The 17808-nt window shown below is 59.1% G+C and carries 15 protein-coding genes and 1 tRNA gene; 11 read left to right on the forward strand and 5 right to left on the reverse strand.

The annotated features are described in order from the left end of the window. Positions 1-293 precede the first annotated feature (293 nt). The 5 genes from D8780_RS04470 to D8780_RS04490 all read left to right on the forward strand — a co-directional run bounded on the left by D8780_RS04470 (position 294) and on the right by D8780_RS04490 (position 6500). Positions 294-2210: a putative bifunctional diguanylate cyclase/phosphodiesterase gene (locus D8780_RS04470; protein ID WP_121644540.1), complete on the forward strand. Its 1917-nt coding sequence runs from the start codon at positions 294-296 to the stop codon at positions 2208-2210. A gap of 325 nt (positions 2211-2535) precedes the next feature. Then, positions 2536-3057 carry a TRAP transporter small permease subunit gene (locus tag D8780_RS04475; protein ID WP_199699553.1) on the forward strand — a complete coding sequence of 174 codons (522 nt, stop codon included), beginning with the start codon at positions 2536-2538 and terminating at the stop codon, positions 3055-3057. Next, entirely contained in the window at positions 3047-4372 is a 1326-nt protein-coding gene (locus tag D8780_RS04480) for a TRAP transporter large permease (RefSeq protein ID WP_199699554.1), read from the forward strand. The genes D8780_RS04475 and D8780_RS04480 overlap by 11 nt, the downstream gene beginning before the upstream one ends. Before the next feature lie 43 nt (positions 4373-4415). Beyond that, positions 4416-5504: a TRAP transporter substrate-binding protein DctP gene (gene dctP, locus D8780_RS04485; RefSeq protein WP_121644541.1), complete on the forward strand. Its 1089-nt coding sequence runs from the start codon at positions 4416-4418 to the stop codon at positions 5502-5504. A gap of 660 nt (positions 5505-6164) precedes the next feature. Further along, entirely contained in the window at positions 6165-6500 is a 336-nt protein-coding gene (locus D8780_RS04490) for a sunset domain-containing protein (RefSeq protein WP_245412261.1), read from the forward strand. Between the two features lie 82 nt (positions 6501-6582). Here the strand turns inward: D8780_RS04490 and D8780_RS04495 are convergent. The 3 genes from D8780_RS04495 to D8780_RS04505 all read right to left on the reverse strand — a co-directional run bounded on the left by D8780_RS04495 (position 6583) and on the right by D8780_RS04505 (position 9049). After that, positions 6583-6672: transfer RNA gene (locus tag D8780_RS04495), tRNA-Ser, on the reverse strand. 92 nt (positions 6673-6764) lie between these two features. Further along, positions 6765-7697 (reverse strand): carbohydrate kinase family protein, encoded by a 933-nt coding sequence (locus D8780_RS04500; protein WP_121644542.1) that lies wholly within the window; start codon positions 7695-7697, stop codon positions 6765-6767. A gap of 113 nt (positions 7698-7810) precedes the next feature. Next, complete coding sequence (locus D8780_RS04505) at positions 7811-9049, reverse strand: ROK family transcriptional regulator (protein WP_245412262.1); 1239 nt, start codon at positions 9047-9049, stop codon at positions 7811-7813. 203 nt (positions 9050-9252) lie between these two features. On the opposite strand from D8780_RS04505, the gene D8780_RS04510 reads away from it, so the two are divergent. The 3 genes from D8780_RS04510 to D8780_RS04520 all read left to right on the forward strand — a co-directional run bounded on the left by D8780_RS04510 (position 9253) and on the right by D8780_RS04520 (position 12256). Further along, the gene (locus tag D8780_RS04510) at positions 9253-10287 is read left to right on the forward strand and encodes a sugar ABC transporter substrate-binding protein (protein WP_121644543.1); all 1035 of its coding nucleotides are present in this window, start codon (positions 9253-9255) and stop codon (positions 10285-10287) included. Positions 10288-10406: 119 nt separating this feature from the next. Next, a complete protein-coding gene (locus tag D8780_RS04515; protein WP_121644544.1) occupies positions 10407-11480 on the forward strand; it encodes an ABC transporter permease in 1074 nt (357 codons plus the stop codon). Next, complete coding sequence (locus tag D8780_RS04520) at positions 11477-12256, forward strand: ATP-binding cassette domain-containing protein (protein ID WP_121644545.1); 780 nt, start codon at positions 11477-11479, stop codon at positions 12254-12256. The genes D8780_RS04515 and D8780_RS04520 overlap by 4 nt, the downstream gene beginning before the upstream one ends. Positions 12257-12292: 36 nt before the next feature. Here the strand turns inward: D8780_RS04520 and D8780_RS04525 are convergent, their stop codons facing one another. Then, positions 12293-13150: a UTP--glucose-1-phosphate uridylyltransferase gene (locus tag D8780_RS04525; RefSeq protein WP_121644546.1), complete on the reverse strand. Its 858-nt coding sequence runs from the start codon at positions 13148-13150 to the stop codon at positions 12293-12295. 200 nt (positions 13151-13350) lie between these two features. Between D8780_RS04525 and D8780_RS04530 the strand changes: the two genes are divergently transcribed. The 3 genes from D8780_RS04530 (at position 13351) to D8780_RS04545 (ending at position 16847) form a co-directional block, all read left to right on the forward strand. Beyond that, positions 13351-14091 (forward strand): Crp/Fnr family transcriptional regulator, encoded by a 741-nt coding sequence (locus tag D8780_RS04530; protein ID WP_121644547.1) that lies wholly within the window; start codon positions 13351-13353, stop codon positions 14089-14091. A 123-nt stretch (positions 14092-14214) separates the two neighbouring features. After that, positions 14215-14592 carry a response regulator gene (locus D8780_RS04535; RefSeq protein WP_147440281.1) on the forward strand — a complete coding sequence of 126 codons (378 nt, stop codon included), beginning with the start codon at positions 14215-14217 and terminating at the stop codon, positions 14590-14592. A gap of 305 nt (positions 14593-14897) precedes the next feature. Further along, a complete protein-coding gene (locus tag D8780_RS04545; RefSeq protein ID WP_121644550.1) occupies positions 14898-16847 on the forward strand; it encodes a hypothetical protein in 1950 nt (649 codons plus the stop codon). Between the two features lie 17 nt (positions 16848-16864). Here D8780_RS04545 and D8780_RS04550 read toward each other — a convergent pair whose 3' ends face one another. Then, positions 16865-17788 carry an alpha/beta fold hydrolase gene (locus D8780_RS04550; protein WP_121644551.1) on the reverse strand — a complete coding sequence of 308 codons (924 nt, stop codon included), beginning with the start codon at positions 17786-17788 and terminating at the stop codon, positions 16865-16867. Positions 17789-17808 lie beyond the last annotated feature (20 nt).

Raw genomic sequence — 17808 nt, forward strand, 5'->3', positions numbered from 1 at the left:
CGGAGAGCGCTACGCCGATCACGACACAGCTGCCGGGTCGCCTTGGTTAAATCCCGCGTCTTTGCTCCGATCGAAAGGTGCTGATCGTGAGGTGGTCAATCGGAGGGAGGACAACCTGTGATCGTATTTCGCCTGCAAAGCGATGTCGCGATTCTTCTGTTTTGTCAGCGTTTCCAAGTTTGGCGGCGGCGCGTCTTTTGGGCTCGCGATGGATTAGGAATGCAGCAAATGCGTTAAACGATATTTTAGAGCCATATCGTAAGGATAGGCTGTCGCAATTCATCTGACTTGATATGAAGCCGAAGCAAACAGCAATCCGATATATCTGGTGGGGCGCACTTTTTGGCCTCGCTTTCCCGGTCGTTTCGATCGGCCTCGATCAGTTTCTCCTGCGGGAGGAGCCTGTCGATCTGGCGACTTTGATCGCCGATAATCCCGTTCACCTAATCGTCGCGCTTGCTCCCTTCGTCCTTGGAGCGGTCTTCGGCCTGCTTGGCCGCGCCCATGATCAGAAATGGAACGCGATTTCCGAGCGTGCGGCGCGGGATCACCGCTTTCGCCAATTCGTCAGGGGCGTAAGGGAGTACGCTATCTACACGCTCGATGAGCACGGCCGCGTCATGGACTGGAATGCAGGGGCGGAGAGGGTAAAAGGTTACACTGCCGAAGAAATTGTCGGGAAGAATTATGCGTGTTTCTATTCCCGGAAGGACCAGAGCGCCGGCATTCCGAAACAGAATCTGGAAGCTGCGCTGCGGAACAGTGAATGCGAGCGGGAGGGATGGCGCTACAGAAAGGACGGCACCCGCTTTTGGGCGCATGTCATTATTCAGCCGGTCTTCGAAGGTTTTCGTCTCGTCGGCTTCTCGAAGATTACCCGCGACTGCACAGAGCAGATGGAATCCGAACGTCAACTCAAGCAGATGGCGTCACGGGACGGACTGACTGGACTGCTTAATCGTGAGCATTTCCTGCAAACGCTCGATAGCGAGTTGTGGCAGAGAATGTATGCCGGCGGTTTCGTCGCCCTGGCATATTTCGACATCGACCGTTTCAAGGATGTCAACGAGGCGATCGGCCATATGGCAGGCGACGAAATTCTAGCCGCCGTCTCCAAGAAGCTTTCGGCTGTTCTGCAAGACAAGGAAGTCGCAGGCCGTTTCGGAGGCGACGAGTTCGTTGTGATGAAAACCTATGCGCAGGAGAGTGAACTCGATGATTTCATCGAACGCCTGAAAACGGTTTCTCACGGCCTTGTTCATCTCAGCAAGCGCTCTTACTCCGTCTCGGCCTGTGTCGGTCTGGCAGTCTATCCGCTCGATGCGCAGGATAGTGATACGCTTTTGAACAATGCGGATCTCGCCGTGCGGCGCGCCAAGACCTCTTCGGACAACGTCGTGCGCTATACGTCGGAGATGGATCAGGAGGAGCGCGAGAGGCGGGCCCTTGCCGCCGATATGCTTCGGGCGCTCGAAGAGAACGAGTTTTTCCTTCATTATCAGCCGCAATTCGATATCCGGTCGATGACGGTCATCGGATATGAGGCGCTTTTGCGATGGAAGCATCCGGAGAAAGGGCTGATTTCGCCCGGCGTTTTCATTCCGATCGCTGAACGCCACGGGCTCATTCAGAGGATCGGCGACTGGGTTCTGGAAAAGGCGTGCGAGGAGACGGTCGATAGCGATTTCGAGGGGCGCATCGCGATCAATGTTTCGGGTGTTCAGCTATCGGATCCCGAGTTCTGCGAACGCCTGAAGGGCACTCTCGTTCGGACGGGTATGTCACCGACCCGACTTGAACTGGAAGTCACCGAAACCGCCATCATCACCGACAAGCAGCAGGCGCTTCATGCCCTTCGACAGATCAGGAGCCTTGGCATCGCGATTGCGCTTGATGACTTTGGAACGGGCTATTCGTCACTCGATACGCTCCAATCCTTTCCCTTCGACAAACTCAAGCTCGATCAGGCCTTTGCGGGTGGGCTTGAGAGTTCCGATCAGGCCAAGGCGATCGTGCGCGCGGTTATCGCCCTCGGCAAAAGCTTCGAATTGCCGGTTCTGGCGGAGGGGATCGAAAAAGAGTCCCAGCTCGACGTCCTTCTTGCCGAAGGTTGTCATGAGGTGCAGGGCTTCCTCCTCGGCCGCCCGGCGGTATGGGAGAGCCGACAGTCACATGCCGAGGGCGTGGCAGCCATCCGCAGCGCCTCGTGAAGAACGCCAAACGGCGTATGCCTAGCAAGAGCCTGTTGCTTTTCTTCCACTCTTCAGTTTGTGCAGCGCAATAAGACGCAATTGACAGGGCGCGATCCGCTCGTCTACCGTGATTTCAATAGAGTGATCGTGCGTATTATCCGGGATGACCGATGGGAGAGGGAAACCGGCTCGGGCTTCGATGGAGCCCGAAGGACGGTGCCGTCTCGCGATAGCGAAGCGATCAGTTGATGGGAGCCCTGTTGCGGCAGGGGCGGCGATAATCGTCGATCCGATGGGGATCGAGACGATTGATCATGCGCCGCTATGCGGGAGGAGTTGAAACTTGCTGATTACTCGCCTGATCGATGGCGTCGATGAGATCGTCGGCCGCATCGTTTCGATTGTCGCGATCATATTTGCCGGGATCATCATCTACGAAGTTTTCATGCGCTATGTGGTGGGCGCGCCCACCCGCTGGGCCTTCGACGTGACGAAACAGCTTTATGGGTTCTACTTTATCCTGCTGGGCGGCTATGCTCTCCGCCACCAGGCCCACGTCAAGGTCGACATCGTTACGCACCGGCTGCGTCATAATGCGCGGCGCTGGACCGAAATCATCGGTTACTTCATCTTCTTTTTTCCGTTTGCCTGGGTCTTCATGACACGAAGCTATGAGTTCGCAATGACCTCGTTCAACCAGGGCGAAGTGACCTATGGCGCCGTCCAACTGCCGGTCTATCCACTCAAGATGGCAGTTTTCGTCGGCGCTGTCCTACTTCTGGTTCAAGGCGTTTCGGAAGTTCTCAAATTGCTGCTGAAAAAAGCGGATCACCTGGAACCCATGGAGCCGCTCGATGTCCGGTGAAACCATCGCCCTCATCATGTCCGGGCTCTTGCTGCTCGGGCTGTTCATGGGCCACCCGCTCGCCTTTGTGCTGGGGGGCACTGCTGTCCTTGGAGCATTGATCGCGGGCAAGCCGATGGTGCTTGGCATCGTCATCAACCGCATCTTCGGCGACGTGCTCGACAACTACGTGCTGATCGCCATTCCTCTCTTCATTCTGATGGCGCGCTTCCTGTCGGATAGCGGCGTAACGGACAAAATGTTCGAGGCCCTGCGCCATCTCATGGCGCGCGTCTCTGGCGGTCTCGGTCTGGCCGTGGTCTTCATTTCCATCCTGCTGGCGGCTACCACCGGTATTATCGGCGCATCGATCACGGTGATGGGCGTTATGGCGCTGCGTCCGATGCTTCAATATGGCTATGACAAGCGTCTGGCGACCGGCCTGATTGCCTCGTCAGGCTGTCTCGGCATCCTCATTCCGCCGTCGATCATGCTGATTCTAATGGCATCTTATGCGCCAGGCCTTTCGGTCGGTCAGCTTTTTGCAGGCGCGATGCTGCCGGGCGTGCTTCTCGGTTTGATGTATGCGGCCTACGTCACCTTTATTGCCTGGTTCAAGCCGCAATGGGCGCCGCCCGTGACGGAAGAAGAGCAGATCGAACGCGGCGCGCTGTGGCGTATGCTGATCCTCGAGGCGATCCCGCCGCTGGTCCTGATCCTCGGCATCCTCGGGACGTTGCTGGCGGGCGTCGCAACCGCGACCGAAGCAAGCGCGATCGGCGCGTTTCTCGCCCTCCTCATCGTCGTCATGCGGGGCCGCTTCGAATGGTCGAACTTCTTCTCTGCGCTTCGCGAAACGGCCCGCACGAGCGCGATGATCCTCTTCATCGTGGTCGGGGCGACGGCATTTACCGGTGTCTTCAATATCACCGGAGGATTGCGCGCCAGTCAGGAGCTTATTCGTGGCCTTGCAGAAGACCCCTACATGCTCGTGGCGGTCATGCTGGTCGTCGTCTTCATTCTCGGCATGTTCCTCGACTGGACGGGCATTGTGCTGCTGTCCTTCCCGATCTTCCTGCCGCTGGTGAACGAAATGCAGGTCGATCCGCTCTGGTTCGTCGTTCTGACGGCGGTGGTCCTGCAGACGAGCTTTCTTTCGCCGCCCTTTGGCTACGCTCTCTTCTATATGAGGGCGATCGCACCACCGGAGGTCTCGACCGGCGACATCATTCGAGGCGTCGCGCCTTTTATCGGGTTGATCATCCTGATGTGCGCATTGATGATCTTCTTCCCGGGGCTGGTGACCTGGCTGCCCGAGCGCCTTTACGGCGGATGAAAACGGAATAACTGATAAGAAACGTCGCTAAGGAGGATACGACATGAAGCTATTGAAAACGACGACCGCCCTGCTGGCCCTTTCCGTGGCCACGCCGGCTCTCGCCGAAAGCTGGACGATGACCACCACCTGGCCGTCCAGCCTCGAACTGATCGAGATCGACAAGCACTGGGCCGAACTGGCCAATGAGCTGATCGATGATGACAAGCTGACCATCGAGTTCTTCGAGGGCGGCAGCCTTGTGCCGGCGGGAGAGGTTTTCGGCGCGGTTGAATCGGGCACCGTTCAGGCGGGCGCCGACTGGCCGGGCTATTGGGCAGGCCGCGACAGCGCCTTCTCGCCGCTCGCGACGACAGTTAGCCTCTTCAATGCGGTCGACTACGTCAACTGGATCAAGGAGTGGGGCGGCGCCGAGCTCTACAACGAGGTCTACGGCAAGTTCGGCATGGTCTATCTGCCTTACGGCGTGACCAACAACGAGTCTGGCTTCCGCACCGTCGACAAGCCGATCAAGTCCCTTGAGGACCTGCAGGGTCTGCGTCTGCGCTTGTCCGGTCTTGAGCAGGGCCGGCTTCTGGAGAAGCTCGGCGGCAACCAGGTCAGCATGGCCGGTGGCGAGATCTATCAGTCGCTGGAGCGCGGCGTGATCGATGGTTCCGAGTTCTCGACGCCCAACGTCGACTATTCCGGTGGCTTCCAGCAGGTGACCAAATACTGGTCGACGCCCGGCTGGCATCAGTCCTCCTCGGTCTTCGGTGTGATGATCAACAAATCCGCTTGGGATGCGCTCGACGAAGACACGCAGCAGAAGCTGAAGGTCGCTGCTGACGCCACTCTTCTCTGGAGCCTGTCCTTTACGGAGCGGCGGGCGACCGAAGCCTACAAGAAGTTCCAGGAGGCCGGCACCGAGATCAACCGTCTTGATGACGAGACTCTGAAGGAAGTGCAGCAGATGGCCAACGAAACCATCGTGGAAGCTGCGTGTGAGAACCCGCTTTCGGCGAAGGTGTATGCCAGCCAGATCAGCTATCTTCAGGATTATGCTCTTTGGCGCGACGCGTCGGCCCCGTTCAATCTCGGCCGTACGCCCGATGGCCCTGACCTCGCGGCGATCGAGAAGTGCGCAGAGTAAGTCTCGCATTGTCATCGTTGATCCGGCGGTAGAATGCCGGACGAAAGGGGCGGTGTTTCACCGCCCCTTTTTCACGGCCGACGCTCTGGGTTCCGTTGCAGGCCTGTCGGTGGCCGAACTGCATAACCGGCCGATCTGTTCAAGGAGCGGACGGGCGCGGGGGAACTTTGACGATCGTGCGGAGGGCCCCATCTCGTGATGCAAAGGACTGAAAAGCGAGAGGGGAAAGTCGCTGAGCCAGCCGTTTGGTTCGCCCAACTGGTCAAACCCCAACCGCGTCTCCTGCTTCATCGTGGCGCCATGCTGGAAGGCGAGATACCTCGAAAAGCACGATCTCTCGCTGTCACGAACCTACTGACAGCAATTAGATAGCCAACATTCGATAATTCGGCGGGACACGCGATCAGCGGCTGGGGTGGCCAGAAATTCGATTAGTTCGAGGCGGAGAAGCCCGGGCATAAGAAGCTGATCTGGCAGTCACTGATGTGTTTTGAAGAGTTCGACATGGAAGTTAATGATCGTCCTGTATTTCGATCAGCGGATCATTGAGGAGTAGGCGGACACTGTTCTGTGATTGTTCAAGTTAGACCGATCGGCCCAATCACCCGGTAAGACTTTTTTGGGATGCTGGCCCGGAACGAGAAACCTGATCGGCGAACGATGTCCAAGAGATCTGCCACGCGAAGTGGCCGCGACAGGCGGCTTTCCAACGTCTTTCTTCTGATTGTCGGAGCGGGTGTCGCGAGCGGGTTTTTCATGCCGCAATCTCTGATCGCCAGCACGGTGAGCTTCGTAGGTGACCAGGTCGCCGCCTACGGTCTCAAACCCTCATGCCGTATCAAAGGAAATGTCAGCATCAATTCCGGCGAGCGCATCTATCACGTGCCTGGTCAGAAGTTTTACGTCGAGACCAATATCGATACGCGTTACGGCGAGCGCTATTTTTGTACCGAGCAGGAGGCGATCGCTGCCGGCTGGCGCAAGGCCCACCGATAGCAGCCCTTCCCATTTTTTGAATAAGCGCGTCAGCGCCCCAACGTCTGTTCCGTTGTGGTTTTTGGGGAATTTCGGCGGCAAGTGGCGGAGAGGAAGGGATTCGAACCCTCGAGACGGTCTCCCGTCTACTCCCTTAGCAGGGGAGCGCCTTCGACCACTCGGCCACCTCTCCACGCGCCGCATCTAGTCTAAATGGGCCCCGCTTCGCAATAGGGGCGCGGCAAAGAATGTGACCTCTTCCTCATCCAACGTGTCGTCGTTTCGTCACTTTGGCAGTTCTTCACGCCAGGGGGGATTGGCGCCCGCCCGGCTGACCGTGATTGCGGCCGCTTCGATGCCGAGACGAAGGCAGGCGGCAAGCTGCTCCGAATCGAGTGCATTGATTGCTTCCCGTGAAAGCTGCCCCGCCTCGTACAAAGCGCATAACACGCCCGCATTGAACGTATCGCCCGCCCCGACCGTATCGACCACTTGCGTTTTGCGTGATGGCTCGCTGATAGCGTTTCGCCGCGTGCAGGCCCATGCGCCCTCGGCGCCTTGAGTGACGATGACGAGGGCCGGACCGCGATCCAGAAGGGAACGGGCCATGTCCTGAAGGTCGCCGGCTCCGACCAGCCATTCGAGGTCTTCGTCCGAGACCTTTACGATGGTGCTGGCCGCAATCATACGGTCCAGGCGCGCCCTGTAACGCGCTTCGTCGGAGATGAAATTCGCCCTGATATTGGGATCGATCATGACCGGTAGGCCCTGCGCCGCGGCAGCGAGCATCAGTTGTTCGTAGGTGGTGGCGGCCGGTTCGTTGATGAGCGAGATCCCGCCGAAAAAGAGCGCATCGACCCCGTTTTCATCTATCGCCGTCAGGTCCTCCGTCCGGATCATGCGCCCGGCCGTATTCTCGTCGTAGAAGGCATAACGCGCCTGCCCATCGACCAACGTCACGAAGGCGAGAGTGGTTGGCCGGTCAGCCTCCACGGCCAGGCTGTGATCGACCCGGCTCTCATCCAGAGATCGGCGCAGTTGCTGGCCGAACAGGTCGCGGGAAAGCCCGCTCAGAAAGCCAGCCGGTGCGCCGAGCCGTCCGAGCGCGATAGCGGTGTTGAAGACCGCACCGCCAGAGACCGGCAGAAAGACAGCTTCGCCTTCGGGCGTTTGACGTGGAAGCATGTCGATCAGGGCTTCGCCGCAACACAATATCATGGCTTTTCATCACCTCTACGGGTGATGCCTTTCAGGTTTCGAAGAGAACATATGGCCGGCCGCCGGATGAGAAGCGGAAGGCAGGGCCGAGTGTGAACCGTGCGGACGTGTCTTCATGAGTCCGATCCGATCTGCGAGGCCGCCAGCGTGCGGGGCGAAAGCAGAAAGCGTTCGAACAACGGCAGACTGGCTGCGCCCAGCGTGCGCGCATTGGCTCCCACCGCGCCCTGCCGGATGGAGGGCAGGTCGATGCCGCGATGGGTGACGGTCACAAGTCTGTCTCGCGCGCTCGCCGCCAAGCGGGCGCAGATATCGCTGGGAAAACCTCCCTCGATGATGACCGCCTCGAAGTCGATGACAGCGCAGGCGGAAAGAATGGCCTGAGCCAAACCTTCGCCGGCCTCGGCGATCCATTCGGCCAACACGTTTTCGGGTACCTGCCACCGGCTCGTTGAATCGCGCATACCGGCGAGTGGCACGCCGGCATCAGTCATTTTGCGCTCCAGCGATGAAATGGAAGCGACGTCGATCAACTGAACCGTGCGGCATCCTGGGCCATCGGCAAGGACGACCGGCATGGAGCCCAAAGCGCCCGCATTGCCCTGGCTGCCCGTATAGAGACTACCATTCAAGACCACGCCGCCGCCGATCAGGGAACCGATGAAGAAATAGAGGAAGTTTTCTTCTGGCGGGCGGGCAAAGGCGAGTTCCGCCCCGCATGCGGCCGACGCGTCGTTCTGCAGGTAGATCGGCCAGGGAAACCGCTCGCGCAAACGTTTTCCAATATCCTGGTCGCGCCAGGAGGCGATCGTCTCCTTCGGTGCGCCGATCTGCTCGGCCCATTCCCAGAGCTGAAAGGGTGTCGCAACCCCAAGCCCGGCAATACGCTCGCGACTCGTCTCGTCTAGCGTCTCGAGGAGTTCTGCAACAGCCTCCAGCGCGAATGTGATCGTCCCCTCCGGCGTCGGACAGAAATGCGGCTGCGAAACCTGACGGACCGGCTTTCCGTGGAAGTCGATCAGCACCATTTCGGTCACCCGGCGGCCGATCTTCAATCCAAGAAAATACGCACCTTCGGCCAGAACACTCATCGGAACGGAGGGTTGGCCGACACGGCCGCGCCGCGGGCTCTCCCGTCTCAAAAAACCCTCGGCTTCAAGGTGACCCATGATGACACCCGCCGCTTGAGCGGACAGGCCTGTCATCTTTGCAATCTGCGACTTGGAAAGGGCACCATGGTTGCGCAGCAATGTCAGCACGAGACGTTCATTGTGTGCACGAAGAATCGACTGATTGGAGCCTTTGACGGGCCGAACCGGCATCGTGCTCGCCTCGATTCCCAGTCGGTTCATGTCTGCCATTCTCCACCACTTCCCGCACCCTCGCGGATCGGACGAACATGAGAGATACCCCGCGTCACGTCAATTATTAAATAAGTGTGATTTATTATTGACAGCGCCTTCGGTTCCCGCAATTGTGCGTGCTGGAACGGGACGGTGGAGGCCGGCCCGGCGTCGTAGCAAATGCGGCGAAATCAAAAGTGGAGGAAACAGAAATGAGCTCGACAGCTTATCGTGCAATGCTTTTCGCTGGCGCTGCCATGGCCTGCTTCGCCTTGGCCGCACCGGCACAGGCGCAGGACAAGACCACCGCCTGCCTGGTCACAAAGACGGATACCAACCCTTTCTTCGTGAAGATGAAGGAAGGCGCCCAGCAGAAGGCGGAAGAGTTGGGTATCGAACTGCAGAGCTATGCAGGCCGGATCGATGGCGACAATCAGAGCCAGGTGCAGGCCATCGAAAGCTGCATCGCGGCGGGCGCCTCTGGTATTCTCATCACGCCGTCCGATACCAAGGCTATCGTCGATTCCGTCCAGAAGGCGCGCGATGCCGGACTTCTGGTGATTGCGCTCGATACGCCCCTCGATCCGGTGGACGCAGCCGATGCAACCTTTGCGACCGACAATTTCGTTGCCGGGCAGTTGATCGGTCAGTGGGCCAAGGCCAAGCTCGGAGACGAGGCGGAGAATGCGAAGATCGCCATGCTCGATCTCTCCGAGGCCCAGCCGACCGTTGATGTGCTGCGTGACCAGGGCTTTCTCAGCGGCTTCGGGATCGACACGGTCAATGAAAACGTGATCGGCGATGAAGAAGACAGTCGGGTCGTCTGCAACGATGTCACCGACGGCAATGAAGAAGGTGGCCGGCGGGCCATGGAGAACTGCCTTCAGAAGGATCCAGGCATCAACGTCGTCTATACGATCAATGAGCCGGCCGCGGCGGGCGCTTATGAAGCGTTGAAATCCGTCGGCAAGGAAAGCGACGTCCTGATCGTTTCGGTCGATGGTGGCTGCCCCGGCGTCAAGAATATCGAGGACGGCGTGATCGGCGCCACCAGCCAGCAATATCCGCTTCTGATGGCATCGAAGGGGATCGAGGCGATCGCCGCTTACGCAAAGGACGGCACCAAGCCGGAGACGACCGAGGGCAAAAACTTCACCGATACCGGTGTGAACCTCGTGACCAATGAGCCGGTCGATGGCGTGGAATCCATCGATGTGAGCGAAGGAACCGATCGCTGCTGGGGCTGATCGCCCGGTTCAGCACCTAATCACGTGAAAGCAGACTGCCGGCGGGATGAATGTTCCGCCGGTCTTCTTTGACCGCAAATGCGGTGTAGAGTGTTCTGCGGAGGAAAAGGAGGAGCGAGATGAGCACGTCCGGCGCGTCGCGAAGCGACGATTATGAATCCGTATTGTCAGGCTCCAGCAAGGATGTCGCGAGCTTTGAGCGCAAGCGCAGCTGGCTGGAGAACGTCCAGCACCTGCTTCATTCGCATCCCTCGCTCGTTCCGCTGATCGTTCTGGCGGCTTCCATCATCATTTTCGGGCTCTATCTTGGCAGCCGGTTCATGTCGGCGTTCGCGCTGACGCTGATCCTGCAACAGGTCGCGATTGTCGGAATTGTCGGCGCTGCCCAAAGTCTCGTCATTCTGATCGCCGGCATCGAGCTTTCGGTTGGTGCTATCATGGTGCTCTCATCGGTCGTGATGGGGCAGATGGCGATGAATGTCGGCCTGCCGGCGCCCGTGGCGATCCTCATCGGTTTCGGGGTAGGGGCCCTTTGTGGGACGATCAACGGCTTTCTCGTCGCCTGGGTCAAACTGCCGCCCTTTATCGTGACGTTGGGAACCTGGCAGATCTTTTTGGCGACGAATTTCCTCTATTCCGCCAATGAAACGATCCGCAGTCAGGCGATCGAGCAGGAGGCGCCGCTGCTGCAATTCTTTGGCGAGAGCATTCATCTTGGAGGGGCAGTGCTGACCTTCGGCGTGATTGCGATGGTGCTGTTGGTGCTCGGCCTGGCTTATGCGCTCAACAACACGGCATGGGGTCGGCATGTCTATGCCGTCGGCGACGATGCCGACGCTGCCGAGCTGTCGGGCGTTCAGGTCAAGCGAACCATCCTTTCGGTCTACATTCTTGCAGGCGTGATCTGTGCTTTTGCCGGCTGGGTCCTGATCGGCCGGCTTGGATCCGTGTCGCCCACTTCCGGTCAGTTCACCAACATCGAGAGCATCACGGCCGTGGTCATCGGCGGAATCTCGCTGTTCGGCGGGCGTGGCTCTATTCTGGGCATGCTGTTTGGTGCGCTGATCGTCGGGGTCTTCAATCTGGGCCTGCGCATCGTCGGAACGGATCCGCAATGGACGTATATGCTGATCGGTTTTCTCATCATCGGCGCGGTCGCAGTCGACCAGTGGATCAGGAGGGCTTCGGCATGAGCGACAACGTCATTCTTTCGGCGCGCAATCTCGTCAAGCGCTATGGCCGCGTCATCGCGATGGACAATACCAATTTCGAACTGCGTCGCGGTGAGGTGCTTGCGGTGATCGGTGATAACGGCGCCGGCAAGTCGACCCTCATCAAGGCTCTTTCGGGAGCGGTCACGCCCGACGAGGGCGAGATCGTTCTGGATGGCAAGCCGGTCCACTTCTCTTCACCGCAGGATGCGCGCGACCACGGGATCGAGACGGTCTATCAAAATTTGGCGCTATCACCGGCGCTGTCGATTGCCGACAACATGTTCATGGGCCGCGAAATCCGTAAGGGCGGGGTGATGGGAACGCTGTTCCGCGCTCTGGACAAGAAAAAGATGGAGCAAGTCGCCCGCGAGAAACTGAATGACCTCGGCCTGATGACGATCCAGAACATCAATCAGGCGGTGGAGACCCTTTCCGGTGGTCAGCGGCAGGGCGTGGCGGTTGCCCGCGCGGCCGCCTTCGGCTCCAAGGTCATCATTCTGGACGAACCGACGGCCGCACTTGGCGTGAAGGAAAGCCGCAAGGTCCTTGAATTGATTCAGGATGTCAGGGCTCGAGGCGTGCCGATCGTACTTATCAGCCACAACATGCCGCATGTGTTCGAGGTGGCCGATCGCATTCATGTGCACCGTCTCGGAAAACGGCTCTGCGTGATTGATCCCAAGCAGCATTCGATGAGCGACGCCGTCGCCTACATGACAGGGGCAAAGGTCCCGGAAGAAACGATGGCGGCTTAGCCGCCATCGTCGGGGCTGGACGACTTGGCGAAAGCGTCAGTCGTGGATATCGAATGCGATACCCTGTCGCTTCGCGACGTTGACGTTCGCGGAAACATAGCCGCCTGGATTGCCGCAATCATAGACGTTGCCCTCGAATTCGCAGGCACGCACCTCCTGGCTGTCCATCAGCTTGACGATGGCATCCGTCAGTTGAATCTCGTTGCCCGCTCCGCGCTCCAAATTCTCGAGAATATTGAAGATTTCGGGCTGAAGGATATAGCGCCCCGAGACGTAGAGATTGGACGGTGCTGTACCCTTTTCGGGCTTTTCGACGATCGCGTTGATCAGGGGGCCATCGCCCTCAAGTGACACGATCCCGTATTTGTGCGCTTCGGCAGGATCGCATTGCATCACCGCGATAATGTTGCCGCCCGTCTTGTCATACATCTGCGTCATGACGGACATGCAGCCTTTTTCGCCAACTTTCAGCATGTCGGGCAGAAGGACGGCAAACGCTTCGTCGCCAATGATCTGTCTGGCGCTCCAGATCGCATGCCCGAGCCCTTCGGCGCGCTGCTGCCGCACGAAGGAGACCGAGCCCACCCCGGGCACGTCCGACTTGATGCGATCGGCAAGGTCCGTCTTGCCGCCCTCTCTCAGGGTTCGGTCAAGTTCGAAATGCTCGTCGAAATAGTCCTCGATCTCGCCCTTCTGGCGCGAGGTGACGATGACGACATGTTCGATCCCGGCTTCGAGAGCTTCGGCGACGATATAATGAATGAGGGGGCGGTCGACCACGGGGAGCATCTCTTTGGGTATGCTCTTGGTTGCCGGCAACATACGCGAACCGAAGCCGGCCGCAGGGATGATTGCCTTGCGTAGTTTTCGATTCGTTGCCGTGTCAGATGCCATTTATGTTAGCCTCCCCTTGTGTACGGTTTTCCCTGCTGCCTTAACTAGGTATCATTCGAAAGGCTCCAAGTGCAGGATGCTTCACCTTTTTTAATTGTGAGGAGCAGTCGAAAAGGTGTGAAACCCGCCTTGATGTTAATCCTGTTTAACGTCGTCGAGGGCCCTTCCCGACTAGTCACAGCCATGTTGCGGGGGTGTGGATGTCCGAATCGATAGGCTGTCTGGCAGCCAAACTTTCGAACTATGTTCAATTGACGGAACGGGACCATGCTCACCTCGACATTCTCGAGCGTGAGACGCAGACGTACCAGCGCCACCAGGAGATCGTTTCCGCAGGCGAGGATCTGAAATACCTCTATATCGTCAAAGAGGGATGGGCCTATTCCTACGTGGATACACGTGACGGCCGGCGGCAAATCGTCAAACTTCACATGCCCGGCGATTTGATCGGTTTCGAGAGCCTCCCATCAGCCTCGGTCGCCTGCAGCGTTCGCGCAGCCAGCACGCTGGTTCTCTGTCCCTTCGTGCCGACAGCCCTGAATATTATCTTCAGTAAGGCGCAGCGTTTGGCGGCGATCCTGTTCGCGATGTCCTGCCGCGACCAGGAAATGATGGTCAGCCGACTTCGTGCGATCGGTCGGATGGATGCCCGTGAGCGGCTCATTCAGATGCTGCTCGATACCATCAACCAGATGCGCCTGACGGAACCGGAAATTTCTCAGCCTCTCGTCATCCCGCTGTCTCAGACGGAAATCGGCGACTATGTCGGCTTGACGAACGTCCACGTTTCCAAGACTCTTATTCGACTTGAGCGGGAAGGGTTGATTGCCCGTTCGGACGGTTATCGGGTGGAGATCGTCAACGAATCCGCGATGGAGCGGATTGTCGATTACGAGAACAATCATCGTGCGTTGGATACGAGCTGGTTCCCCGAGTACTAGGAGACGCCTTGATCTTTTATAAGACGGAACTTCAATTTCGTTTATAGCGTGCACGCCATCCGGTCGTTAAAACATGACCCTACGATAATGATTTCTGTCGTACGGGGGTGAGTGGTTCAGATCATGTTGAGGGGAAAGCGATTTCTCATTCTGGAAGACGAACCGCTCATCGCGCTCGACATCGCGACGGAGATCGAAATGCTTGGCGGCAATGTCGTCGCGGACCTGCGTTCGGTGGCGGCTGCCGAAGATGTTCTGGAAAAGGTGGCATTTGACGCCGCCGTGCTCGATTACCGATTGACGGATGGTACGAGCCGCGAAATCGGACAGAAGCTGCATTCGCGCGGCAAACCGTTCGTGTTCTGCACGGGTGGGATGAGCGGAGAGGCTGCCGAAGGCGCTCTCGCGGATGTGACGGTCTGGCAGAAACCCTGTGACTGGTCGGTGCTGTTGCGCCGGTTTGCTCAGGAAATGAATACGCCCAATCAGGTTGCCATCTGAGTTTTCCAGCCCCAGGCCACGGCCGACGCTTTCACGATCAATCGACCACTTGCATTCTGAGCCTTCAGCGCAGAACCTTGTCCCCGGTCTTGTCTGAGGGATAGCGGAGACGGTCCGATGAATGGAGCGGCTGACGGTGATGTCGGAGTGATGACTGAGGTCGCGGCGAGTGTATCCGATCTGACGAGTGGTTTTTTGCCCGCGTCTGTCGCGACCCTCGTGGGCTCGCTATGGTGGCTGTTGCTGCTGACCTTCCTATTATCGATCCCTCTTGGCTGGAAACTTGCTGCGGGCGGGCGACGCCGATGAGCGTCAGCCTGCCTTTCATTCAGGCCCTTATTCTCTTCGCCTGGGCGGCAGTGCTGGGTGCTTTTGTGGGCTGGCTTCCAAGGCGCCTCATTTTTGTGACGCGGGGCAAGAAGCAGCTCGCCCCATCCGTTTCCCCGTCGCAAAGTCATCGCCCAGCCGGCCGGGCGCGCGACCTCATCGAGGCAGTTTCAGCTCCGCGACCCGTCCAACCGGCTCGGGAACAGACGCTGCCACGCACTCAATCCTGGCAGGATCTGGCCGAACTTTCGCAGGCCTCTGCGGCATCCGCGATGGCCGGGGCGGGCCGTCCTGCAACAAGCCTTCTGCCGCCGGCGAAAACGGAGGAGCGATGGGCACTGCGGGTCGAACGGGCACCACGGCCAACTGCGGTGACGAAATGGCCGAGAACGGAAGAGGTGCGCGACAGCGATCCGCCTGCCACGGATTGGCGTGCCGCTGTGCCGGAGCATGGCGACTATGCTCTCGCCACATCAGTCGATGCCGCGCCGTTTCGGCCGCTAGACCCGGCCATTCGTGATGCCGTCTTAGGTATCCGTACAGAGGCCAATGAAGGGGAGGACGCACCGCCCTCTCTATTGGGCGAGAGCGAGCAGGTGGAAGAGGGCGCGGAAGATGCCGCCATTCGCTCTGATGCGCCTGCATCGCCGGACAAGCTGTCTCCGACACTCGCGATCAGAACGATGAGCGGGGAGATCGAGCATGTCGATCTGGCTGCGCTGGGTGCGGCAAGATTCAAATCATCGGAGCCGCAGGACAGTCCTTCACCGCTCAAATTCCTCCCTTCGCAAAGCGACGAGAGCGTCCGTTTGCAGGTTTCGACAATCGGCGGCGAACAAGATCCCCTGCCGAGCGTTTATGAAGGCGAGGACGAAAATTTATCCGCCTCGCGGGGCAGGGAAGACTGGCGGCCGAAAAAAGCTGATGCTTCGTTATCAACGGGAGCGCCGCCCTTTCGGCCGATTGGCGACCTTGGTGCGCTCAGTCGCAGCCGCTGGGGACTTCCCGCCGTGATTTCCGAGACAATGGACGAGATTGTGAAAGAAAATTCGGTAGACGAACATCAGAGCCAGACAGACACGGAAACGACTTGGAAAGGACGTCTGTGGGGTCCGGCCGTGGCATTGCCGCTTCCGTCGGCCGTCGCATCCAGGGCGCTGGCTGAGGAGCGGGCGGCGCACGACCTGGATGATGACGATCGAGCCGAGGCGGGCGCTTCCACACAGGATGAACGCCTGCCGGGCCCCGTGGATGAAGAGGCCGATGCCATCTCTTTCGAGATCGGGATGGACGATGATCCGCGGCAGGATCGCCTCGCCGAAGCGGCTGATGACCTTGCGGCAGAAGCCGGTGAGGAGCTAACGGAGGACATCGCTTCGCCTTCCCTTGTGGAAAGTGAAATGCAGCAGGTCTCTATAGAGGACGAAGCTCTTGATTCCAGTCAGGAAAACTCCGAGAAGGGCGATCTGGCCAGCGAGCCATCGGCAGACTCTCGGGAGATGGAGGAAGAGTTGGATCCCACGTCGGAGCCTCCATTCGAGGACATGATCGCTCCAAAGAAAGGGGCGTTCTCACACGCAGCATCTTCCCCAAGGGAGCCACAACCGATCGAGCCGCCCCTGACGGGCGACCCGCTCATGGACCGTCCGGCCGATGCGCACGGGGCCGCCGGCTCTTTTGATCCGCCAGCCGGCTCAGCCGATCCATCCGCAGAAGATGATCTCAGCCGCATCAGGGGCGTCGGACCCGCCACGGAACGGCGTCTCCACGAACTTGGTGTCACGCGCTACGAGCAGATTGCAGCATGGGGACCGGATGAAGCCGCCTGGATCGGCGAGCAGCTGTTCTTTCCCGGCCGTGTGGAGCGCGAGAACTGGATAGAGCTGGCGCGTCAGCTTATCGATGAGCAGGAGAAGCGCCGCGGCTGACGGCGCACTCGCGGCGGTCAGATCGAGCCAGACGCCTCCTTGTGCTGCCTTTCGGCTTGGTCGAAAAAGGTGGCGATCTGTTGCGGTAGATCTCCGGTCTCCAGCAGGACCGGGTGCCCTTGGCCGGGCACGGCAATGACGGTCAGATCGGGATCGATCTCCCTCATCTTGTCCACCGTCTCGGCCTCCAGCAGTTTCGAGTTTTCTCCGCGGATGACCATAAGCGGCATGGCCGCAAGACTCACAAACTGATTCCACATGGGGGGAAGTGCTGTCCCCGGTTTCCATGCTTCAAGCGTCTTCAAAAGATCGAGATCGAAATCGGATGTCAGTTTTCCGCTTTCTGTCCGCCGCAGGCCGGCCATGCCGAAACGCCGGAAATCCTCGTCGGATACGGCCGAAAACGCGTCGCCATGCGCCTTGCGCATTGCCGGCAGGACGGCGTTTGGCGCAACTTCGCTGCCAGAGCGGGCCAGATAGGTCTTGATGTGCCCGAGGCCTTCGGTACCGATAACGGGGCCGACATCGTTCAGGACTCCGGCGACCATTGCCGTCGGCCGCATTGCCGCGATGACATGCATCACCATTCCGCCGCGCGATGTGCCGATGAAAAGCGCGTCCGAAAGACCGAGTGCGGTCAGTCCAGCAAGGACGTCTCCGGCTTCGACAAGGATGTTGTAGTCTTCCCAGTTCTCCGACGGCTCCGAGAGGCCACGCCCCCTGAAATCGAATGCGTAGACCCGCCGCCCTTCGCCTATGGACGAGAGCGTCTTCGCCAATGGCGTAAAGTCACGGCTGTTGCGGGTCAGGCCCGGCAGGCAGATGACGGGAAGGCGGCCTGCGACGGCCTCACCGAAGACGCGGACCGCGATTTCTGTGCCGTCGCTGGCGCTGAACCTGCGAATATCGCCTTCATCGCCAAGGTCCTGATCACTGACCATCGGAAAGCCCCTCCTTTGTC

Origin of the sequence: Notoacmeibacter ruber, assembly GCF_003668555.1 — a bacterium.
In the GTDB taxonomy this organism is placed as follows: Bacteria; Pseudomonadota; Alphaproteobacteria; order Rhizobiales; family Rhizobiaceae; genus Notoacmeibacter; species Notoacmeibacter ruber.

Coding starts and splice junctions, on each gene's coding strand:
- D8780_RS04525 (WP_121644546.1), bottom strand. CDS start 13,150: ATGGCATCTGACACGGCAACGAATCGAAAACTACGCAAGGCAATCATC.
- D8780_RS04515 (WP_121644544.1), top strand. CDS start 10,407: ATGAGCACGTCCGGCGCGTCGCGAAGCGACGATTATGAATCCGTATTG.
- D8780_RS04535 (WP_147440281.1), top strand. CDS start 14,215: ATGTTGAGGGGAAAGCGATTTCTCATTCTGGAAGACGAACCGCTCATC.
- D8780_RS04470 (WP_121644540.1), top strand. CDS start 294: ATGAAGCCGAAGCAAACAGCAATCCGATATATCTGGTGGGGCGCACTT.
- dctP (WP_121644541.1), top strand. CDS start 4,416: ATGAAGCTATTGAAAACGACGACCGCCCTGCTGGCCCTTTCCGTGGCC.
- D8780_RS04480 (WP_199699554.1), top strand. CDS start 3,047: ATGTCCGGTGAAACCATCGCCCTCATCATGTCCGGGCTCTTGCTGCTC.
- D8780_RS04550 (WP_121644551.1), bottom strand. CDS start 17,788: ATGGTCAGTGATCAGGACCTTGGCGATGAAGGCGATATTCGCAGGTTC.
- D8780_RS04500 (WP_121644542.1), bottom strand. CDS start 7,697: ATGATATTGTGTTGCGGCGAAGCCCTGATCGACATGCTTCCACGTCAA.
- D8780_RS04490 (WP_245412261.1), top strand. CDS start 6,165: ATGTCCAAGAGATCTGCCACGCGAAGTGGCCGCGACAGGCGGCTTTCC.
- D8780_RS04530 (WP_121644547.1), top strand. CDS start 13,351: ATGTCCGAATCGATAGGCTGTCTGGCAGCCAAACTTTCGAACTATGTT.
- D8780_RS04520 (WP_121644545.1), top strand. CDS start 11,477: ATGAGCGACAACGTCATTCTTTCGGCGCGCAATCTCGTCAAGCGCTAT.
- D8780_RS04510 (WP_121644543.1), top strand. CDS start 9,253: ATGAGCTCGACAGCTTATCGTGCAATGCTTTTCGCTGGCGCTGCCATG.
- D8780_RS04545 (WP_121644550.1), top strand. CDS start 14,898: ATGAGCGTCAGCCTGCCTTTCATTCAGGCCCTTATTCTCTTCGCCTGG.
- D8780_RS04505 (WP_245412262.1), bottom strand. CDS start 9,049: ATGAACCGACTGGGAATCGAGGCGAGCACGATGCCGGTTCGGCCCGTC.